This window comes from Halomonas sp. C22, from assembly GCF_007655045.1.
Lineage (GTDB): Bacteria > Pseudomonadota > Gammaproteobacteria > Pseudomonadales > Halomonadaceae > Vreelandella > Vreelandella hamiltonii.
Genome location: NZ_VBVC01000011.1, coordinates 39,442 through 59,031, shown reverse-complemented (window position 1 = coordinate 59,031; position 19,590 = coordinate 39,442). Strand labels below are relative to the sequence as shown.

Annotated in this window: 21 protein-coding genes; 10 read left to right on the top strand and 11 right to left on the bottom strand. The window is 61.1% G+C overall.

Annotated features, from left to right (window positions below; translation table 11 throughout):
• Positions 1 to 15: 15 nt before the first annotated feature.
• Complete coding sequence (locus FEU76_RS16695) at positions 16 to 816, top strand: SanA/YdcF family protein (protein ID WP_096922725.1); 801 nt, start codon at positions 16 to 18, stop codon at positions 814 to 816.
• A gap of 19 nt (positions 817 to 835) precedes the next feature.
• Here the strand turns inward: FEU76_RS16695 and FEU76_RS16690 are convergent, their stop codons facing one another.
• From FEU76_RS16690 to FEU76_RS16675, 4 genes are all read right to left on the bottom strand, one after another.
• Positions 836 to 1,282, bottom strand: a complete 447-nt coding sequence (locus FEU76_RS16690; RefSeq protein WP_039179432.1) for a hypothetical protein — start codon at positions 1,280 to 1,282, stop codon at positions 836 to 838.
• An 88-nt stretch (positions 1,283 to 1,370) separates the two neighbouring features.
• Positions 1,371 to 2,279, bottom strand: coding sequence for a 30S ribosomal protein S6--L-glutamate ligase (gene rimK, locus FEU76_RS16685; RefSeq protein WP_016914261.1), 909 nt, complete (start codon positions 2,277 to 2,279; stop codon positions 1,371 to 1,373).
• Positions 2,280 to 2,321: 42 nt separating this feature from the next.
• Positions 2,322 to 2,762, bottom strand: coding sequence for an ATP-dependent zinc protease family protein (locus FEU76_RS16680; protein ID WP_039179438.1), 441 nt, complete (start codon positions 2,760 to 2,762; stop codon positions 2,322 to 2,324).
• Positions 2,763 to 2,820: 58 nt separating this feature from the next.
• Complete coding sequence (locus tag FEU76_RS16675; RefSeq protein ID WP_144984449.1) at positions 2,821 to 3,867, bottom strand: DUF3549 family protein; 1,047 nt, start codon at positions 3,865 to 3,867, stop codon at positions 2,821 to 2,823.
• A gap of 284 nt (positions 3,868 to 4,151) precedes the next feature.
• Here FEU76_RS16675 and FEU76_RS16670 point away from each other — a divergent pair, with 284 nt between their 5' ends.
• Positions 4,152 to 4,484: a YqcC family protein gene (locus tag FEU76_RS16670; RefSeq protein WP_039179444.1), complete on the top strand. Its 333-nt coding sequence runs from the start codon at positions 4,152 to 4,154 to the stop codon at positions 4,482 to 4,484.
• A gap of 99 nt (positions 4,485 to 4,583) precedes the next feature.
• Here FEU76_RS16670 and FEU76_RS16665 read toward each other — a convergent pair whose 3' ends face one another.
• From FEU76_RS16665 to FEU76_RS16640, 6 genes are all read right to left on the bottom strand, one after another.
• Entirely contained in the window at positions 4,584 to 5,210 is a 627-nt protein-coding gene (locus FEU76_RS16665; protein WP_052196418.1) for an OmpW/AlkL family protein, read from the bottom strand.
• A gap of 267 nt (positions 5,211 to 5,477) precedes the next feature.
• Positions 5,478 to 6,968, bottom strand: a complete 1,491-nt coding sequence (putP, locus tag FEU76_RS16660; protein ID WP_096922728.1) for a sodium/proline symporter PutP — start codon at positions 6,966 to 6,968, stop codon at positions 5,478 to 5,480.
• A gap of 354 nt (positions 6,969 to 7,322) precedes the next feature.
• Entirely contained in the window at positions 7,323 to 10,514 is a 3,192-nt protein-coding gene (putA, locus tag FEU76_RS16655; RefSeq protein WP_096922729.1) for a bifunctional proline dehydrogenase/L-glutamate gamma-semialdehyde dehydrogenase PutA, read from the bottom strand.
• Positions 10,515 to 10,794: 280 nt separating this feature from the next.
• On the bottom strand, positions 10,795 to 11,625 hold the full coding sequence (locus FEU76_RS16650) for an AraC family transcriptional regulator (protein WP_039179452.1): 831 nt from the start codon (positions 11,623 to 11,625) through the stop codon (positions 10,795 to 10,797).
• Between the two features lie 24 nt (positions 11,626 to 11,649).
• Positions 11,650 to 12,009 (bottom strand): hypothetical protein, encoded by a 360-nt coding sequence (locus FEU76_RS16645; RefSeq protein WP_039179455.1) that lies wholly within the window; start codon positions 12,007 to 12,009, stop codon positions 11,650 to 11,652.
• Between the two features lie 230 nt (positions 12,010 to 12,239).
• Positions 12,240 to 12,647, bottom strand: coding sequence for a CBS domain-containing protein (locus FEU76_RS16640; protein ID WP_096922730.1), 408 nt, complete (start codon positions 12,645 to 12,647; stop codon positions 12,240 to 12,242).
• Positions 12,648 to 12,797: 150 nt separating this feature from the next.
• Between FEU76_RS16640 and FEU76_RS16635 the strand changes: the two genes are divergently transcribed.
• The 8 genes from FEU76_RS16635 to FEU76_RS16600 all read left to right on the top strand — a co-directional run bounded on the left by FEU76_RS16635 (position 12,798) and on the right by FEU76_RS16600 (position 19,077).
• Positions 12,798 to 13,379, top strand: a complete 582-nt coding sequence (locus FEU76_RS16635) for a YqaE/Pmp3 family membrane protein (protein WP_096922731.1) — start codon at positions 12,798 to 12,800, stop codon at positions 13,377 to 13,379.
• Between the two features lie 80 nt (positions 13,380 to 13,459).
• Positions 13,460 to 14,329: a carboxylate/amino acid/amine transporter gene (locus FEU76_RS16630; RefSeq protein ID WP_096922732.1), complete on the top strand. Its 870-nt coding sequence runs from the start codon at positions 13,460 to 13,462 to the stop codon at positions 14,327 to 14,329.
• Between the two features lie 108 nt (positions 14,330 to 14,437).
• Positions 14,438 to 15,370 (top strand): NAD(+) kinase, encoded by a 933-nt coding sequence (locus FEU76_RS16625; RefSeq protein WP_039179466.1) that lies wholly within the window; start codon positions 14,438 to 14,440, stop codon positions 15,368 to 15,370.
• Between the two features lies 1 nt (position 15,371).
• Positions 15,372 to 16,358 (top strand): metallophosphoesterase, encoded by a 987-nt coding sequence (locus FEU76_RS16620; RefSeq protein WP_039179469.1) that lies wholly within the window; start codon positions 15,372 to 15,374, stop codon positions 16,356 to 16,358.
• Between the two features lie 199 nt (positions 16,359 to 16,557).
• On the top strand, positions 16,558 to 17,409 hold the full coding sequence (locus FEU76_RS16615) for a rhomboid family intramembrane serine protease (protein WP_144984446.1): 852 nt from the start codon (positions 16,558 to 16,560) through the stop codon (positions 17,407 to 17,409).
• Between the two features lie 25 nt (positions 17,410 to 17,434).
• The gene (locus FEU76_RS16610) at positions 17,435 to 17,719 is read left to right on the top strand and encodes a YeaC family protein (protein ID WP_026001740.1); all 285 of its coding nucleotides are present in this window, start codon (positions 17,435 to 17,437) and stop codon (positions 17,717 to 17,719) included.
• Positions 17,703 to 18,569, top strand: coding sequence for a DUF2797 domain-containing protein (locus FEU76_RS16605; RefSeq protein ID WP_039179475.1), 867 nt, complete (start codon positions 17,703 to 17,705; stop codon positions 18,567 to 18,569). The genes FEU76_RS16610 and FEU76_RS16605 overlap by 17 nt, the downstream gene beginning before the upstream one ends.
• Positions 18,570 to 18,651: 82 nt before the next feature.
• Positions 18,652 to 19,077 (top strand): CopD family protein, encoded by a 426-nt coding sequence (locus FEU76_RS16600; RefSeq protein WP_039179477.1) that lies wholly within the window; start codon positions 18,652 to 18,654, stop codon positions 19,075 to 19,077.
• 21 nt (positions 19,078 to 19,098) lie between these two features.
• Here FEU76_RS16600 and FEU76_RS16595 read toward each other — a convergent pair whose 3' ends face one another.
• Positions 19,099 to 19,557, bottom strand: coding sequence for a DUF2231 domain-containing protein (locus FEU76_RS16595; protein WP_016914243.1), 459 nt, complete (start codon positions 19,555 to 19,557; stop codon positions 19,099 to 19,101).
• Between the last annotated feature and the right edge of the window lie 33 nt (positions 19,558 to 19,590).

Here is a 19,590-nt window from a genome sequence, read left to right as displayed (position 1 = left end):
CTGCTGGGGAGCTGGATGCACAGCCTGTTATTTCGTTGGGTAAAACGTTGTCTGCTGTCGCTGGTAGCCATGGTGCTGCTGGCGGCTTTGCTATTGGCGGCAGGCAACGCCTGGGTACTGCTGAGCACCTCACGCTATATCCATACGCAGCTGCAAGAGTGCCGTCCAACGGATGTCGCTATCGTTTTTGGCACCTCTCACTGGACACGTAGCGGGCTGCGTAACCCTCATTTTCATGCGCGTATGCGCACCTCGGCGCGCCTGATAGCCGATGAGCGCGTGCAGCATCTGCTGCTCTCCGGGGATAACCGCACCCAGGCCTACAACGAGCCCAGAGCCATGTGGCGCGACCTTTATCGACGAGGCGTGCCGGCCGACAGGTTGACCATGGATTTCGCGGGCTTCAGTACCTACGACACCATGGTGCGAGCGCGGCATGTGTTTCAGTTGGAGCAGGCGCTGTTGGTGACCCAGAGCTGGCACTTGCCACGAGCGATTTTTATCGGCCGCTCGCTGGGCATGGACGTGACGGGTTGTGTGGCCGAAGAGCAGCCCTCGGCGGGCGAGTGGCGGCTCAAGGTGCGTGAGTGGCTGGCGCGTATGGCGACGCTAGGGGATCTGTACCTGTGGGGCAGGGAGCCTCACTTTCTGGGGCCGGCCGAGCCTATCGTGCTGAGCCGTGATCGATTGCCTCTGGAGCCGCCACCCGTGACCACTGATGTGCTGATCGACCTGGAAGGCGTGCGCCTGCTCTATCCGGAACTCCCTCTGCTCGGAGAGCCAGCGCGGCAGCTAGAGCCGTCGGCGGCTCCTTGAAGGTGCGCGAAAGGAGCGCTTAGCGGCGAGCTTTGCGCTTTTGCAGGCTATACAGCTCGCGGATCAATTTACGGCAGCCCTGCATGCACTCTTCCACAACGGGTTCGATGGGGTCGGGCAGCGGATGGGTAAACAGGGTCGAGAGGGCTTGCATCAAGACACGCTCTTGTTCCAACAGTTCATTGATCAGAACCTGACTATCGTTGCCCACGAAGCTTTTCAGGCGGCTCCACAGCCACAGAAAGTCATCGCGCTCCACGTCGGCATCCCTGGGAAGCATTTTCAGATGGGCACGGGCCAACTCCTGCAGCTTGCGCATCTGTTTCAGTCGAGCCGTGTAGTGAGGCTTCAGCGCGTCGCGCAGCGAGGGGCGCAGGCGTTCGATATTGTCCTGGAAATAATCAATGCTATCGGCCAGCGCTTCCAGCACGCTGTCCATCGCCACTTGGCGATTGTCGAGAAACATGAGCGTCTACCTCCTTCGGTGACGCAGATTGTGGGGGTGGCAGCGTTGATTTGCCACCCCTAATGCGGATTATTTTTACCTTTGGACGTTAGCCTTTAGGCTTGGGGGGCGCTTTTCGGGCAGGCGTTGCGTTTTTTTCGATATGTTCGATGATCATGCCCGCGATGTCCTTGCCCGTGGCACTCTCGATTCCCTGCAGCCCAGGAGAAGAGTTGACCTCCATGATCACCGGCCCATGGTTGGAGCGCAGCAGATCGACACCGGCAACGCGCAGGCCCATGGCCTTGGCTGCCCGGATGGCGGTGGAGCGCTCTTCAGGGGTAATGCGAATCACGCTGGCCGTGCCGCCACGGTGGAGGTTGGAGCGAAATTCGCCTTCGGCCGCTTGACGCTTCATGGACGCCACGACTTTGTCGCCAATCACGAAGCAGCGAATGTCGGCGCCTTTGGCTTCCTTGATGTACTCCTGCACCATGATGTTGGCCTTCATGCCCATGAACGCCTGCACCACCGACTCGGCAGCCTGGTTGGTCTCGGCCAGTACCACGCCAATGCCTTGGGTGCCTTCCAGCAGCTTGATGACCAGCGGCGCCCCTTTGACCATGGTGATCAGGTCGGGAATGTCGTCTGGCGAGTGGGCAAACCCCGTGATGGGCAGCCCCAGCCCCTTGCGGGAAAGTAGCTGCAGCGAGCGCAGCTTGTCGCGGGAGCGCGTGATAGCGACCGAGTCGTTGATCACGTAGGTGCCCATCATTTCGAACTGGCGCAGCACGGCGCAGCCGTAGAAAGTCACCGAGGCGCCAATGCGGGGAATGACCGCATCGAAGGGCTCGATCTCGGCCCCCTTGTAATGAATCGAGGGGTGATGAGAGGCGATGCTCATGTAACAGCGCAGCGTATCCACGACACGAGCCGTATGGCCGCGCTGCTCGGCGGCTTCGACCAGGCGGCGGGTCGAGTATAAATTGCGGTTACGCGAAAGTAGGGCAATATGCATGCAGGGCTCCGGGCCAAAACAGGAAAGGCGTGTTAAGTATATTCAAGGCTCGCCGTGCAAAAAGGCAGCGCCGGGTGCGACTAACAGACGACGCATGGCGCGCCTGCCCAATAGCATGGGGTGGCGCATATTGCTGCGGTCGGTCAAGGTAAGTTCGACGGGGAAGCTGAGCTGGCCCAGTTCCATCTGTGTGCGAATGACGTAGCGCCATTCGCTGTGCCCATTCGAGCTGGTCACCCGTCTTCTGTCATGTAAATGTAGACGATAACGATGCCCAGGGGTGTCGGGACCCCCGCTATGTGTCACGAAACTGACCCACAGCTGCCCATGGGCGTCTTCTTCCGTCTCGATCTCTTCGGCATGCAGGGCAGAGGTGCGCGCGCCGGTATCGGCCTTGCAGCACAGGTGAAGGCCAAGGTCGGTCAGCGTGACCATTTCACGGCGGCCAATCACGGCCTTGGCCTGATAGGGTAATTCCTTCACGGTTGACTCCTGACATCTAGTTGGAAGAACAGCATGATGACCGTCACCTGTTACGAATTTATGCGCGGCGCGGCATCAGGCCTGCCAGGCGTGCGTGCATGGGTGAACCGACAGGTGCGTCACGCAGGGTCAACATGACAGGCAAGCGTAGCCTGGGAACGAGGGCGATATCACGCACGACGGCTGAGAAATCGGCACGCTCGTCTTCGGCCAGTCGGTTCAGGAACAGCGGCAGGCGTGTCTCGTCTTCCAGCAGTTGCCAGCCGCGCCCGGCCATGGCAGCCATCAGGTCAGGGCCGCAGGCAGCGCTATCCTCAAGCAAGCTCGTGTACCAATCGCCTACCGTGGGTTCTGGTGAGCTGCCGACAGCCCTTACGCAGGCGCACACGGTTTCCACGTCTCCCTCGCTGGCCGCCTGCTCGCCACGCGCCTGAAGCGCTTCCAGCAGGCAGCCTGGCAAAGGCTGGTGCTCGAGGCAGTAGCATAGCGCACGCGTAACGCTGGCGGGCAGGTAAGACAGCCGTTCGGCCAGCGCTCTGGCTGCATCGTCGTCCATGCGCACCGCAAAGTCAGCCAGCCCCTGCACGCCGAGCGCTTGCCAATCGATCGACTGCTGGCCACTCAGATACGCTTCTACCGGTTCCAGATGCTGGCTGGCAGGTAGCCCCAGGTGCAGTGTGGCACGGGCATTGAGCATGGCCTGAAAGGTGACGTCGGGCGTGAAGGCCAGCGGGTTGTCCTTCATCAGGTCGTCTACGCCAGCGCTGGCGTCAGCTGACAATGTCTGCTCTGACGCCAGGGCATTACGCCCCAGAGTTTCCAGCAAGCGATTGATGAAGCCATCCCGCTGTGCAGGCGAGAGCATGCCCTGCTCGTCCAAGGGCAGGGCGAGGAACCAAATAGCCGGTTCAGGCATCGCACCCAGCCGAAACACGATGCCCAGACGCGCCTGACCCAGCCAGGGCTCGGGCCAGGCGTGTTCGGCCTGCTCGAAGCCGCGCAGGGTATCCCGCGAGCAGGGCACCACACGACGCCCCATATGGTAGAGCGTCACGTCGGCACCGCTGCGGATAAAGAACTCGTCGAGGGTAGTAATTGGTTGCATGACATCCTTCCGCATTTCAAGCGTGCACTCTACCTTGATGCTCGGTCACTGTCAGCCGTAACCATTGATAAAACCATACCTTATCGTCGAAGTGGTCAAAAAGTGAACAACATTCCCCAGGCCCCGTGGGAGTAGCCGTTGCGACACCTTTCCATAGTTTATCCACAGTCTCTTGCAGGTTTTCTGTGAATCTGTGCATAAACGCGTTGGCCATGCCTCTCGGTGGCAAGTTACACACAGAGTTGGGATAATCACGCCGACCATTCCTTATGAGTAGACTGTTTATGAGCGTCCATCAACAGCTTCAAACCGCGCTTCTCGAGCTTGAAGCCGCGATGAAAGCCGCCAACCTATGGCGAACCCCCCTTCCAGAGGCGAGTGCGTTTGCCAGTCAGGAGCCCTTTTGTGTGGATACCATGTCGCTGCCCCAGTGGGTGCGCTATGTGTTCGTGTCCCGGTTGACCGCGCTGGTAGAAGCTCAGGCGACCCTGCCCGCCAAATGTGAGGTAGCGCCCGCCATGGCCGCTTATCTGATGCAGGAAAAAGTGCGCGCCAGCGACCAGGTGCTGGTGATTCGCGCCATGGAAAGAGTCGACCAACTGGTGACAGACAACTGAACAGGTGGCCGTCAGCGCGGTGCTGTCGTGCTTCTCAACCGAACAGGCCCGGAGCTAATGCCCCGGGCCTGTTCGGTTTGATGGGTAGCTCCGTATCTTTTAGAAGCGGTAGCTGAGACCCGCCATGACCACGATGGGGTCGATTTCGACGGTGCCCGCTGCGGCGCCGTTCACCGTGGCGTCCGTATCGATGTCCAGGTACCAGGCGGCGGCGTTGAGCGCCCAGTTGTCGTCGATCAGCAGGTCGATACCCAATTGGCCTGCCAGACCCCAGGAGTCGTCCAGATCCAACTCACCAATCGCCAGCTGTTCGTCCGAGAAGCGCGTGTAGTTGATACCAGCGCCAATGTAGGGCTGAACCCGTGCCTGGGTGCCGCCCAGCGGGTAATACTGCAGCGTCAGGGTGGGTGGCAGGTGCTTGGTCGAGGCAAGGTTCTCGCCGTTCAGGGCAATGTCGTGCTTGAAGGGCAGTGCGGCCAGCAGTTCGACGCCCACCTTATCGTGAAAGCGATAGCCCAGCGTAAAGGCGAAGTCGGTCTTGTCCTGAACGTCCACCGCCAGTGCGCCGTTGGCCAAGGCGCCGTTGTCGTTTTTGGGTGTCACTTGTGCCACGCCCACGCGGGTAAAGAAGTCACCTGCGCCGTAGGCAAAGGCCTGGCTGCTGGCGGCCAGCGTTGCAGCGGCCATGCTGGCAGCGATGAGAAGAGAGGGTTTGAACGGGCGCATAATGTTGCTCCTGACCATGATGAGGGTGAGTGGTTCGCGATCCATGGCGCCACTATAACCAGCCAGAAGCGGTGCGTTATTGACCTGAGGCAAAGAGCGGTGCGCAAGCGGCCAACAATGCAAGAGACCTCCTGCAAGGCGGGGCCTTGACGAGGAGGTCTCGGATGACTGCTTGCCGATGCTCACCGCCTTCCGAAGCAGGCGGTGAGGGTGGCATGCTGGCCAAGAGCCGTGGCTAAAAATCGTCGCCAGGCGTAATGGTCAGGATCAGCGTTCGATGTGCTGGTACTCACCGGCATCGGCGGTCATGTTGCTGACGACCAGGATGGCGATGAAGGAGGCGATGAATCCGGGAATGATTTCGTAGACACCCGGGCCGCCCATGAAGGAGCCGCTCCAGCCCAGCGAAATCCAGATCATCACGGTGGCGGCACCGACGATCATGCCGGCCAATGCGCCTGCACCGTTGGTGCGCGGCCACATCAGCGCGAGGATGATCAGCGGACCAAAGGCAGCGCCAAAGCCTGCCCAGGCGTTACTGACCAGCCCCAGCACCTGCGAGTCTTCATTGGAAGCAATGATGGCGGCCACGATACCCACCAGCACGACGCACACACGGCCCACCGCCACGCACTGCTGCTCGGTGGCATTCTTGTGCAGGAACAGGCGGTAGAAGTCTTCCGTCAGCGAAGAGGAGGACACCAGCAGCTGGCTGGAGATGGTACTCATGATAGCTGCCAGCAGCGCCGCGTAGAGGAAGCCGGTGATCAGCGGGTGGAAGAGCAGATTGGCCAGCACGATGAAGATGGTTTCAGGATCCTGGATGTCCATGCCGTTACGCACTGCGAAGGCGCGACCCGCCAAGCCCAGCGACACGGCACCGATCAGCGAGACCAGCATCCAGCCCATACCGATGTTACGCGCTACAGGCACGTCTTCTTGTGAGCGAATGGCCATGAAGCGCACGATGATATGCGGCTGACCAAAATAGCCCAGGCCCCAGGTCACCGCCGACAGCCAGCCTACGAACGTCAGCCCCGTGGTCCAGGAGAGCAGCGTGGGATCGACACTGTTGAGCGTCTCCGACGCCTGTGAGAAACCACCGCCGCCGTCACCGAACAGCACCACCGCAGGCATGATGATCAAGGCCAGCATCATGATGCAGCCCTGCACGAAGTCGGTCATGCTCACGGCCAGGAAGCCGCCTACCACGGTATAGATCAGCACCACGCCGAGGGTAATGATGACGCCCATGGCGTAATTGCTCATGTCGCCAAAGTTGTACACTCCGGTGAAGGCCGTTTCGAACAGCTTGCCACCGGCTACCAGGCCCGAGGCGGTATACACGGCAAAGAAGATCACGATCACGATGGCCGACACGGTGCGCAGTGCCAGGGCACGAGTCGGGAATCGGTTGGCCAGAAACGCCGGAATGGTAATCGCGTTGCCGTAATGAATGGTCTGCTCGCGCAGACGAGGCGCGACCAGTATCCAGTTGAGCAGTGCGCCCACCAGCAGGCCAATGCCGATCCAGGCAGAGCCCAGCCCAGACACGAACATGGCCCCGGGCAAGCCCAGCAGCAGCCAGCCGCTCATATCGGAGGCCCCTGCCGAGAGTGCCGCGACCTGCGGGCTGAGAGTACGGCCCCCCAACATGTAATCTTCCGAGGAAGAGGTCGCTTTGCGCATGGCATAGATGCCGATGGCGATCATGAGCGCAAAATATCCAAGCAAGCTAATCCAAACACCAGTAGCCATAACACTTCTCCAGTTCGTCAGAACGGAGTCAGGTCACCTACGAAAGCCCGCGCGTGCTGGCCGCTCTTTCGTACATTCCTGACTCCGACAGCGTCAGCGCCTTGGCGGTGCGTGGCCAAGGCACGTTGATCTTGTTGTTAATTTCCCTGCCGGTTCGGCGTGGCCAGTGGCTGGCCACGGCTCGAGCCGTCAAGCAGGGCGCCGGAAAGGGTATGGCGGAGTATCGATGTCGAGTTCCCTGTGCCTGGTGCACGGCCTGGGAGGGCCGTGGCAGCGCAGGCAGTCACGCTATTATTGTCAACCATGAGACGGATCCTTTTCAGGAGTTCAGGTTAGTTTATGTCGATGAGCGTTCTACTCATCCCCTAGCGCCAATAGAGACGCGTTGCCACCCAGGGCGGCGGTGTTGTTGGTGATCGTCTTCTCAGTCACGAAGCGCTGCAGGTAATGCGGGCCACCCGCTTTGGGGCCGGTGCCCGAAAGGCCCTGACCGCCGAATGGCTGCACGCCGACCACTGCGCCGATGATATTACGGTTGATGTACACATTGCCTACTCGAATTTTCTGCGCTATTTCAGCGGCAAAGGATTCGTTACGGCTATGCACGCCAAACGTCAGGCCATATCCCCGTCCGTTGATGTCGTTGATCACCTTGTCGATCTCGCGGGCCTTGTAACGCACGATGTGCAGCACGGGGCCAAACTGCTCGCGGGTCAGCGCATCGATGCTGTCGATGGTAAAGGCGACCGGGGCCACGAAAGTGCCGTGCTGAGTATGCTCGGCGGTCATCGGGGTTTCGGCGACCAGCCGGTTTTCGCCCTTGAGCTTGTCGATATGTGCCAGCAGCCCTTTGCGCGCGTCCTCATCGATGACCGGGCCCACGTCGGTGCCCAAATCGCGCGGATCACCGATCCGCAGTTCGCTCATGGCGCCCTTGAGGATCTCGATGACGCGGTCGGCCACGTCATCCTGCAGGTAAAGCACACGCAGGGCAGAACAGCGCTGCCCGGCGCTCTGGAACGCTGACTGGATCGTGTCCATGACCACCTGCTCGGGCAGGGCGGTGGAATCCACGATCATGGCGTTCATGCCGCCGGTTTCCGCGATCAGGGTTGGCAGCGGCGCGTTTTCGCGGGCGGCCAGGGCGCGGTTGATGATCTGAGCCGTATCGGTGCCGCCGGTGAACACCACGCCGGTGATGCGCGGGTCGGAGGTCAGCACGCTACCCACGGTGGGGCCGTCGCCCGGCAGCAGCTGCACTACATCGCGGGGCATGCCCGCTTCGTAAAGCAGCTCGATGACGCGATGCGCGACGATGGAGGTCTGCTCGGCGGGTTTGGCCAGCACGGTGTTGCCTGCCACGGCGGCTGCGACGATCTGACCGCAAAAAATGGCCACTGGGAAGTTCCAGGGGCTGATGGCGGCAAACACGCCCTTGCCGCCCATGGATAGCCGGTTCGATTCACCGGTGGGGCCAGGCAGCTCGATGGGCTCGCCGAACGACTCTTCGGCGCGCATGGCGTAATAGCGGCAGAAATCCACGGCCTCCTTGATCTCGTCCACGCCGTCGGTGAGCAGCTTGCCACCCTCCCGGGAGCAGAGCGTCATCAGCTCGGCCATGTGCTCTTCCATCAGGTCGCCCAGGCGGCGAACGATGGCCGCGCGCTCGGCAACCGGCGTGGCATCCCAGCGCGGGAACGCTTCCCAGGCAGCGTCCAGTGCCTTGGCCGCCTGCTCCTTGCTGGTCCACTGCACGCTGCCCACGGTCTGGCGACGATCAAAGGGCGATGTCACGCGATGGGTATTGCCCGCATCTTCGGCCACGTCGAACGCCAGCAGTGGCCGGGTGGGGTACTGCTTGTCCATGAACGTGGCCATCTTCTCCATCAGCGGATAGTACTGGCTGCGGATATTGAGGTTGACGCCACGAGAGTTGCGGCGTTTCGCACCGTAGATGTCCTTGGGCAGCGGAATCCGCTTGTTGTAGAAGCTCTTCTGCTGGCGCAGGGTTTCGATGGGGTGCTTGCAGAGCGACTCCACCGGCACTTCGGGGTCGACGATCTGGTGCACGAACGAAGAGTTGGCGCCGTTTTCCAGCAGACGGCGCACCAGGTAGGGCAGCAAGTCCTTGTGGGCGCCCACCGGGGCGTAAATGCGGCAGTAGGTGCCTTTGGGGGCCCGGGCCAGGGCGGCGTCATACAGCGCTTCGCCCATGCCGTGCAGGCGCTGGAATTCGAACGGGCGGCTGTCTTGGTTGGCCAGCTCCAGAATCGTGGTCACGGTGTGCGCGTTGTGGGTGGCGAACTGCGGGAAGATGCGCCCGCGGGTGTCGTCGGAGAGCAGGAACTGGGCGCAAGCCAGGTAGGCCACATCGGTACATGCTTTGCGCGTGTAGACCGGGTAGCCATCGACCCCCAGCTGCTGCGACTCCTTGATCTCGCTGTCCCAGTAGGCGCCCTTCACCAGGCGCAGCGGAATTTCGTCGCCTTGCTGGTCGGCCAGTCGGTTCAAGTAGTGCAGAACGGGCAGCGCACGCTTCGAGTAGGCTTGCACCACCAGGCCGAAGTGGCCCCATCCTTTGGCAGCACTGCTTTGATAAATGGCGCGGAAGACCTCCAGCGAGAGCTCCAGGCGGTCTACTTCTTCGGCGTCGATGGTGACGGCCACGTCCAGCTCGCGCGCCTTGGTGACCAGCTTGATCACGGTGTCCACCAGCTCGGCCAGCACCTGCTCGCGACGGCCAAACTCATAGCGCGGATGCAGGGCCGACAGCTTGATGGACACTGAAGGTGCAGGGGTCTTGTCGCCCAGGGTCTTGCAGGCTTTGCCCACCTGCTCAATGGCACGGGCGTAGTCGTCGAAGTAGCGCTTGGCATCGGCGCGGGTGCGGGCGGCTTCCCCCAGCATGTCGTAGGAGTAGGTGTAGCCCTTGTTGAACAGCGGCTTCGAGCGCTTGAGCGCTTCGTTGATATCGCGGCCCAGCACGAATTGCTTGCCCATGATTTTCATGGCTTCCATCATCGCCCGGCGAATCACCGGCTCACCCATACGGTTGACCATGCGATTGATGAAGTGAGCAGGCTGGCCCTCTTTGGGGTGGTCCAGCTTCAGTACCTTGCCGGTCATCAGCAGGCCCCAGGTCGAGGCGTTGACCATCCAGGACTCGCTCTTGCCCACGTGGGACTGCCAGTCGGCCGGGCCAAGCTTGTCTTCGATCAAGGCGTCGGCGGTGGCGGTGTCCGGGATGCGCAGCATGGCTTCGGCCAGGCACATCAGCATCAGGCCTTCATGGGTGTCCAGGCTGTACTGCTGAAGCAGCTCGTCGATGGTATCGACGGCGGTATCCATGTTGCGCACTTCTCGCACCAGCGCGGCCGTGTTGGCTTCGATGCGGGAGAAGTCGTCCGAGTCGGCGTTCAGTACCTTGATCAGCTCGCTAACGTAGGCATCCTCATCCACGATGTAGTGGTCGCTAATACGCGCCATCAGCGTATCAAGGTCGGTTTGCCAGATGGCTGGGTCACGCATTTTCTTGGCATTAAGCATTGAGGCCCCCGTAAGACAGGTCTGAAACAGGCTGCTGAAGCGAATGGCTGGATTCACCAGCGTTTAAAAACAGTGATAGCAGGGCAGGTGCCCAGTATGTTGTCGAATGTAGAGCGCGCGCCCGTCAGTTGTATGTCGTTTTCATGGCAAAACGTGTCAAATTCTCGGCAAGAAGCGCCTGTTTACGACTTTAGTAGAGCGGTTGGCGACTTGCCAGCACCGCTCTCAACGCTGCCGGGCCATCATAGGGGAATGCCGGCCTGTGCCAGCCGAACCGAGCCTAGCGTGAGGGAGCAGCAGCAGAGGCAGTGCTCGGCGTTCCATTGGTCGTGGGGAGGGTGGCGCTGGCAGTGCCCTGGCGCAACTGGCGAGGCGACGCGCCGTAACTGCTCCGAAAGGCATGAGAGAGCGCGCTCTGGTTGGCAAAGCCGGTCTGGATGGCAATATCGGTCAAAGGCAGGCGGCTTTGCAGAATCAGCTGCCGAGCGGCGTGCAGGCGCTGTCGACGCACGTATTGCCAAGGCGACAAGCCTGTCTGGGCACGGAAGCGTTCCGAGAAGTGGGCCTCGCTCAGGCAGGCCAGCTTGGCCAGGTCGGCAACGCGCAGCTCGTCGGCCAGATGGCGGCGAATGAAACGGTCGATCTGGTGCAGGTCGATGCGCCGTTGGGCAGCGGATGGCTCTGCCCCCAGGCGGGCTTTCAACGACCCCAGCAGCGTCGCGGCCAGACGGTCCTGTTGAAAGGAGGTGGCCGAATTGTCGAATCCTCGGGCCAGCTCGCTTTCGACGAAGGTCAGGTAGTGGCGTAATGCGCTGTCCAGCGCAAAAAAACGCGGCGCATCGAACAGCGCTACCAGCTCGCGATGCTCTCCCGTCAGTGCGGGGGCGTCTTCCGGCAGGTCCAGAATCAGCTGGCGGTTATGGCCGCTGCCGGAGTAGTAATGCTCGTGATTGGCGGGCACGATACAGCCTGAAAACGCATTGACGCGTCCGCCCAGTCCCTCGATCTCGAACTCGGACGAGCCGCACAGAGTAATGACGATCTGATGAAAGTCATGGGCGTGGTGGCGGGTAGCGCTCTCCAGCGGGATTTGGCGAATGGTGCTGGGCATGAAGGTCTCCTCGACGATGCAAGGCTAACGCTGGCGTAGCGCGGTATGGGCCGCCAGATGATCGCGCAGGGCCTGAAGCTCTTCCTGCCCGGTGGCGTTGAGCAGCGGTTTGCCTTGGGCGATCTGCCAGCGTCTGCCGTGGCTATCCATCAAGTGCGAGGCGCGACGGCGTATGTTATCCAGATATTCGTCATGACGAATGGGGTAACCAATGATGGTGTTCCACTCGGTTTCGCTCACCTGACTGGCCAGGGCTTTGTCGAAAAGGGCGATCAGATCCTGAGGCTCGGTGCGGTAGCGCGGTGTGCTGGCGGTCATCAGCGCCAACAGCACGCCGCCAATCACCACGACGCAAACGCCAAAGACCAGTAAATAAAGTGCCATGTCACGCTCCCTGTGTCGCGGTGAGAGAGGAGTGGCTAGTATACGCGTCCCTTGGGGAAGACGAAAATTTTGACCTTTGTGCGAACTTTTCCTCTGGGCAGTGTCTGATAGTGTACAGGCAACATCGCGATGGCAGTCGCTAATAGTGTTGTTCTGGCTATTGTTTTCGATCCCTTGCTTCCGCTGCTTTTTAAAGCAGCGGTTTTTTTTGCGATGAAGAAAATGTCGGTTCAATGACGTCGAATGGTCAACAGGGCGATCAGGATGTCGCGACGGGTAACGATGCCGATCAACCGCTGTTGTTCGACCACCGGATAGATCTTGGGCTTCTTGCCCAGCATCTCCTGAGCCAGGTCGGTGATGCTCTGGTTGGGCGACGCGGTCAGCACATCCTGGCGCATCAGCTCTTTGACCAGTGGGGCTTCGTCGTCATGGTATATGCTGTCCAGTACGCGGCCAAGCACGTCCTGTTCGGAAATGAAGCCGATCAGCCGGTCGGCTGCATCGACGACCGGTGCGCCGGGCAGGCGATGCAGCGCCAGGCCTTGCGCCAGATTGGTGATGGACGTCTCCCCCGAGACGCGGTAGCAATCGCGGGACATGATATCGCGTACGGTATCCGGAATCTTGTTGTTCATGGGCAGTCTCCTCGAGCGTGACGCAGTGGCCGCCAGGCACGGCCAACTCTTTTACTGTAGGAGATTTAACTTGCCCTGCCTTGCCCCCATACTTCAGACATTCAACGGTTGACCATGGTCGAATCGTCAGCGACGTAGTCAGGAGCTTTTATGGACGCACGTGAATACCTCAACCGCAAGGGAGTCGGTCTGGAGCGAGAGCCGGAGCGCCCCAATACCCTGGAAGAGAAAGCCTGGGAGCGGGCGCGCGGCTCCGGTAACCAGCGCCCCAAGGCGGGTACGCCCCATGACTGGGAAGACTGGGAGCGTTTTCACGATGACCTGACCGAAGGCGTCGAGACCCTGGAGCAGAAAATCAACAAGGAAGCGCACCGCAAAGCGCTGGCCCGCGCTCAGGAGAAGGCCGAAGCGTCAGAGGCGAAGGCCTCGAATACGCAGGCCACAAGCACCCCAGCCCATGCCCCGGTGGGGCACTACACGCCGCCAGCGGTGGCGCAGCCTGCTTCTTTGAGCGTATCGCAGGCATCTCCTGGGCAGCCCCCCGTGCAGGAACCAGCTGCCTTGCGCCTGGCCTATCGCGCGCTGGCCATATTGCTGCCGCCTTTGGCGGTGGGGCTGACCGATGGCGGCGGACAGCGGGTGGCCACGGCGACGCTCCTGACCCTGCTGGGCTGGTTACCTGGGGTGATCTACGCCTGGCGCTGGCTTGGCCAGCATCGCACTGAGCGCTGATTTCCTCGCCGTGCCCATTGGCAGCCAACGATAACTGCGTATAATCTCCGTCAACTTTTAATGTTTTTCGGGGTTTACTGATGAGCTATCTGGTCGGTGTCACGGCGCTTTGGGCTTTCTCTTTCTCCTTGATCGGCGTCTACCTCGCGGGGCAGGTGGACAGCTACTTTGCCGTTTTGATCAGGGTGGCACTCGCCATGCTGGTGTTCCTGCCGTTTTTACGGCCGGGCCTGCTGCAGGGTAAGCAGCGGCTGGCACTGATGGCGCTGGGCGCCATTCAGCTGGGCGTCATGTACACCTTCTTCTACCAATCCTTCCTGCTGCTGTCGGTGCCGGAAGTCCTGCTGTTCACCATTTTCACCCCCGTGTATATCGCCCTGCTGGATGACCTGATGTTCAAGCGATTCACGCCCATTTATCTGGTCACTGCGCTGCTGGCGGTGCTGGGTGCCGGGGTGATCCGCTACGACGGCATTGACAGCGGCTTCTGGCTGGGCTTTCTGGTCGTTCAGGGGGCCAACCTGTGCTTTGCGATTGGTCAAGTGGGCTATCGCCGTTTAGCGGCAGACCTGCCGCCCACCCTGGCCTGGCACAACGTGTTTGGCTGGTTCTTCATCGGCGCCATGCTGGTGGCGTTGCCGGCCTTCCTGCTGTTCGGCAACGTGTCAGCGCTACCCAGCACTCCGGTGCAGTGGGGCGTGCTGGCATGGTTGGGTCTGGTGGCCTCCGGGGTGGGCTACTTCGCCTGGAACCAGGGCGCCACCCGGGTGGATGCGGGCACCCTGGCCATCATGAACAACGCGCTGGTGCCTGCCGGGCTGGTGGTCAACCTGGTCATCTGGAACCGCGATGCAGACTTGGGCAAGCTGTTGCTGGGCGCGGCCATCATGGGGGCGTCTCTGTGGCTCAACCACTGGTGGCTGCAGCGCCGCAAGGTTGCCCTGGCCTGACCCAAGCTGCTGATTTTACGGCGTGGCAGGGGGCATCGCCACGCCGTCGGATTTGCCCGATACCTCGTGACTCCCCATAATGTGGGCTGATGCCAGCGAGAGTCGCCCATGTCTCATACCTCAACCTCACAAACCGCCGCCGGGCGCCAGCGTCCAGCCACGCCGCCGTTCAAGACCATTGGCCTGATTGGCCGCCTGGGCAGCGACAAGGTGCTGGACTCGCTCCAGCGCTTGGTGGATTACCTGGTTGGCCATGGCTACAAGGTGCTGATCGAGGACCGTACCGCCACCGCGCTGCCGCATCATGGCCAGCCGGAAGCCAGTCGTCGCATGCTGGGCGAGCTGTGCGATCTGGTCATCGTGGTGGGCGGCGACGGTAGCTTGCTGGGCGCCGCCCGTACCCTGTGCCGCAGTGGCACGCTGATTCTGGGCGTCAACCGCGGGCGGCTCGGCTTCCTGACCGATATCTCCCCCGACGAGCTGGAGCAGCGCGTGGGGGAGGTGCTGGCAGGCGAGTTCGAAATAGAAGAGCGCTTTCTGCTGGATGCCGTGCTGTACCGCAATGGCGTGGCGGTGGGTAACGGCGAAGCGCTCAACGAAGTCGTCGTGCACCCTGGCAAAGCGGTTCGCATGATCGAATTCGAGCTGTTCATCGATGGCCAGTTCGTCTACAGCCAGCGCAGCGATGGATTGATCGTCGCTACGCCGACTGGCTCGACGGCCTATGCGCTTTCCGGTGGGGGCCCAATCATGCACCCCAAGCTGGATGTGGTCACGCTGGTGCCCATGTTCCCGCATACCCTCTCCAGCCGTCCGATCGTGATCGATGCCGCCAGCGAGATTCGTATACACATCGGCGAAACCAACCAGACCTACCCGCATATCAGTTGCGACGGGCAAACCCGCGCGGTGGCCAAGCCCGACGATGTGCTGGTGATTACTCGCAAGCCGGAGCGCGTTCAACTGGTACACCCCTTGGGGCATAACTTCTATGAAGTGCTGCGCAGCAAACTCGGTTGGAGCCATCGGCTAGGAGATTGACATGGAGGGGTACGATCTCATTGGTGATGTCCACGGCTGCGGTGCCACACTGGCCTCGCTGCTGGAGAAGCTTGGCTACCATCAGCGCAAGGGCGTGTATCGCCACCCGCGCCGCAAGGTGATCTTCCTGGGGGATCTGATCGATCGCGGCCCACGCATTCGGCTGGCGGTGTCCATTGCGCGGCGCATGGTCGAGGAGGGCGAGGCGCATATCGTCATGGGCAACCATGAATACAACGCCCTGGCCTATATGCACCCGGCCCCGCCAGGCAGCGCCAAGCGCTGGCTGCGCGAGCATACGCCGCGCCATAATCGCATCATTCAGGATACCCTCGACCAGTATCGTGACCATACCAACGAATGGGAAGATACCCTGGCCTGGTTCAAGACCATTCCGCTGTGCCTGGAACTGGACGGTATCCGGGTGGTGCACGCCTGTTGGGACGACGAGCTGATTCGCCAGCTTCGCCAGCGCTCCCCGTCTGCCCAACTGGACGACCGCTTTCTGGTGGAGTCCACCGACCCCTCGACCCAGGCGTTCCGAATTCTCGACCGCCTGACCCGTGGCCCGCACATTCGGCTACCGGAGGGCGTGGCCATCCACTCGGGCGACGGCTTTACCCGCCAGACCTTTCGCGCGCACTTCTGGTCGGCCAACCCGCAGCAGTGGGGCGATGTGGTATTCCAGCCGGATAACCTGCCGGGAGACCTGGAGACGCGGCCATTGACGCTGCAGGAGCGCGAGCGGCTCAGCTATTACGGCCCGGAGCAGCCGCCGCTGTTCATCGGCCACTACTGGTGCGAGGGCATTCCCGCCTTGCCCGCCGCCAATATCGCTTGCCTGGACTACAGTGCGGTAAAATTTGGTCGGCTGGTGGCCTATCGCTGGAGCGGTGAACGCCAGTTGAATGCCGATCATTTCGTCTGGATTCAAGTGCCTAGAGAAGAGCGGGCATTGCCCAAGCCCTGGGAGATCGATTTTGATTGACCCTTTTGAGTAATTATTACAATTGGTTACATAATTTTTGCAAAACTGCTGAACTAACCCTGCTGCCGGCTATCAGAGTAAGTGTTCCCTTGAATGATCCCTTGCTTTTATCCGGCGGCCCCCTCCGCCGGATTTTTTTGCGTATCCGATGGCAAACGTGCGCGTAAGCGTCATGACCACTGGTTAAAAGGAAGATGTCATGCACCCCGTCATGCTCTTGCCCCCCGATGCAGACACTCAAGCGCTGCGCAAGGCCCTATGGCATTACCGGATAGGCCATCGCATCACCGATGAAGAAGACGGCCAGCTCCTCTGGGTGGCTGACCCGCGCCAATACGATGAGCTCCGTGCCCTGGTGGCTCGCTGGGAGCGAGGCGACGAGCTGATCAGCGACGCTGCGCCACCCAAGCGCTCGCTGCCCGCCCAAGGGCTGGTCGCGACTCTGCGACAAGTACCGGTGACGGCGCTGATGATTCTGATCAGTCTGGCCGTATTTGCATTGACCGGGATCTGGGGCGACCTGTTGATCGTCTCTTTGACCATCGTGCCGGTGGGTGTCTCTGGGGGGCAACTGGTCTACGGTTCGCTGCCCGATACCTTGCTCAGTGGTCAGGTGTGGCGCCTGCTGTCACCGGCTTTTCTCCACTTTGGCTGGATGCACCTGATCTTCAACCTGATGTGGGTGTGGTATTTCGGCCAGCAGATCGAACGGCGCCAGGGCAGCAAAACGATGCTGCTATTGCTGTTGCTGGCGGGCATCGGAGCTAACCTTGCCCAGTACATGACCGGCACGGTGCTGTTTGGTGGCATGTCCGGGGTCGTCTATGCGCTTTTGGCGCATGTGTGGCTGATGTCCCGGCGTGCCCCAGGCAGCGGTTTTTTCGTGCCGCAAATGCTGGTGGTCTTCATGCTGGGCTGGATGGTCTTTACCATGACCGGCATTGCAGGCACCGTGGGCTTTGGCAACGTTGCCAACGAGGCGCATTTGGGTGGCCTGCTCGTGGGGCTGGCAACCGGCTGGTATTATTCTTCCCGCTTCAAAAAGCTTTGAGCAACCCGCAAAAGAGGTGCTGACCGTGAGTGACATGACGTTCGACAAGATGATTCATCAAATGACGCCCACCATCTATGAAAGCCTCAAGCAGGCGGTTGCCCTGCGCAAGTGGCCGGATGGGCGTCGCCTGACCGCCGAGCAGACCGAGCTCTGCCTGGAGGCGGTGATGCGCTATGAAATGGAAAACAACGTGCCCGAAGCCAATCGGGTGGGCTACCTGGAGCGCCGCACCTGTGGGGCGGGTGCCACGGGGGCGGGCGTCAGCCCGGAAATGGCAGGCCTGGCTCGGGATGCCACCCGTGACTGATGATTTGTTTGCCACCGATGCTACGCCGGTGCAGGGGTGTCTGCAGAAAATGGCGGCCAGTGTGCCAGGCCGCAAGGATGCCGAGGTGGTGTACCACCTGCGTGCCGGGGAGCATCGGGTTGGCCTGAACGAGCGGGTAGGGTCGTTCATACGCCTGCACTGGAGCGGGGCCATTGCCTGCACTCACTGCGGGCGCGCCACCAACAAGAGCTTTGCTCAGGGGTATTGCTACCCGTGTTTCAAGCGCTTGGCCCAGTGCGATACCTGCATCATGAAGCCGGAAACCTGCCACTACTACCAGGGCACCTGCCGCGAACCCGAGTGGGGCGAGGCCCACTGTTTCCAGCCCCATATCGTTTATCTCGCCAACTCCTCGGGGCTGAAGGTGGGCATCACCCGCAAAACCCAGATGCCTACCCGCTGGCTGGATCAGGGAGCCATTCAGGCGCTGCCCATTCTGGAGGTCGATACGCGGCAGCAGTCCGGCATGGTCGAAATGCTGTTCAAGGAGCAGGTCGCCGACCGCACCAACTGGCGGGCCATGTTGAAAGGCGAGGTGGCCACGCTGGACCTGTGTGCAGAGCGAGACCGTCTGTTGAGCGTATTGGCCGATGGGCTGGCGCAACTGCGCCAGGTGCACGGTGAGGATGCCATTCGTGAACTGGATGAAACGCCTCACCACTTCCACTACCCGGTGGAGGCTTTTCCACGCAAGGTGGTGTCGCACAATTTCGATAAGCAGCCACAGGTAGAGGGTGTCTTGCAGGGCGTGAAAGGGCAGTATCTGATACTCGATACCGGCGTGATAAATCTTCGTAAATTCACGGGTTACGAGATTATCGTTAGCTAAACGCCTAGCCAGAGTGGCCAGTGTTGTCTAAGGTTAACGGAGTTATTTCTCCCCCTGCCCAATGCAACGCAAGGAAGCCGCAATGCCCTGGCTAAAATTGCTTCACATTGCCGCACTGGTTATCTGGTGCGGTTCGCTGCTTTACTTACCTGCGCTGCTGAGTCACGCCCTTCAGCTGCGCAAGGACGCTGGATTTGCGCAGGGCTCACCGCCCATGCCGCGCTACTTCTACAACTCCGTTGCCACCCCTGCCGCGCTGCTGGCCATTGCGTCGGGCACGCTGCTGTTCCTGCTTCACGGGCTAATGGGTGGGTGGCTGATCTTCAAGCTGGCTGCGGTGGTCGCCATGGTGGCTGCCCATGGCTGTTTTGGCTGGCTGATTCTACGTCTGGAAATGGGCATCTATCGCGGTGTGAAACCCGCCAACCTGCTGGCGCTGTTGCTGGCAGTGGCGGGTATTCTGGCCGTACTGGGCTTCGTGCTGGCCAAACCACTTGATTGGAGTTAGCCGATGCCCATGAGCAGGTGGTCAGTCGACATCCACGCCCACGGCGTGTTCATAAACCAGTTGGCCGCCCAGCCAGCCGGCCAGCGCAATCAGTCCTCCGGTCAGCAGCGATACCGCCAGCCCCCAGGGCAGGATCGCGTCGGGCTCGTTGAAGCGCAGCAGCCAGTTGAACGACGCCAGCGAGAGCATCACCACCGCCACGATGGCGTGGCTCCAGCCGGTAATCAGACGCCGAATGCGCGACACCGTGACCAGATCGATGATACCGGCTATCGAGGCGACCCAGCCGCCAAAGGCACCGACGCCCGCCAGCCACAGGCCGCTGCGCATCCAGAAGGGGTCTTCGGTATACCAGTAGGCCAGGTCGCTTGCCACCAGGGCCATCAGGGCAGCAACGGGGAAGTGAATCATTACGGGGTGCAGCGGGTGGCCAGCCAAAGAGGCTCGGCTTTTGATCGAACGTTGGGGAGTTGGCGCCATGGTCACTTCCTGTGGGCAGACTAAAGGGAAACA